This window comes from Mesorhizobium sp. WSM4983 (assembly GCF_029625765.1).
Classification (GTDB): Bacteria; Pseudomonadota; Alphaproteobacteria; order Rhizobiales; family Rhizobiaceae; genus Mesorhizobium.
In genome coordinates this window covers 2403-2842 of the sequence record NZ_JARTVM010000004.1, presented here as the reverse complement: position 1 = coordinate 2842, position 440 = coordinate 2403, and positions in this window count along the sequence as shown.

Here is a 440-nt window from a genome sequence, read left to right as displayed (position 1 = left end):
GTGGCACCCGTGGCGCCGGTCGAGCCGGTCGCACCCGTGGCGCCGGTCGCACCTGTCGCACCCGTTGCTCCAGTCGCGCCGGTAGCACCCGTTGCTCCGGTCGAGCCGGTGGCTCCGGTCGCACCCGTCGAGCCCGTGGCACCTGTGGCTCCGGTCGCACCGGTAGCGCCGGTCGCTCCGGTCGCGCCAGTTGCTCCAGTTGAGCCGGTAGCGCCAGTGGCACCCGTGGCGCCGGTCGAGCCGGTCGCACCCGTGGCGCCGGTCGCACCTGTCGCACCCGTTGCTCCAGTCGCACCGGTTGCTCCGGTCGAGCCCGTGGCACCCGTAGCGCCGGTCGCTCCAGTTGCTCCGGTAGCTCCAGTCGCACCCGTGGCTCCGGTCGCACCGGTTGCTCCGGTCGAGCCCGTTGCTCCAGTGGCTCCGGTCGCACCTGTCGAGCC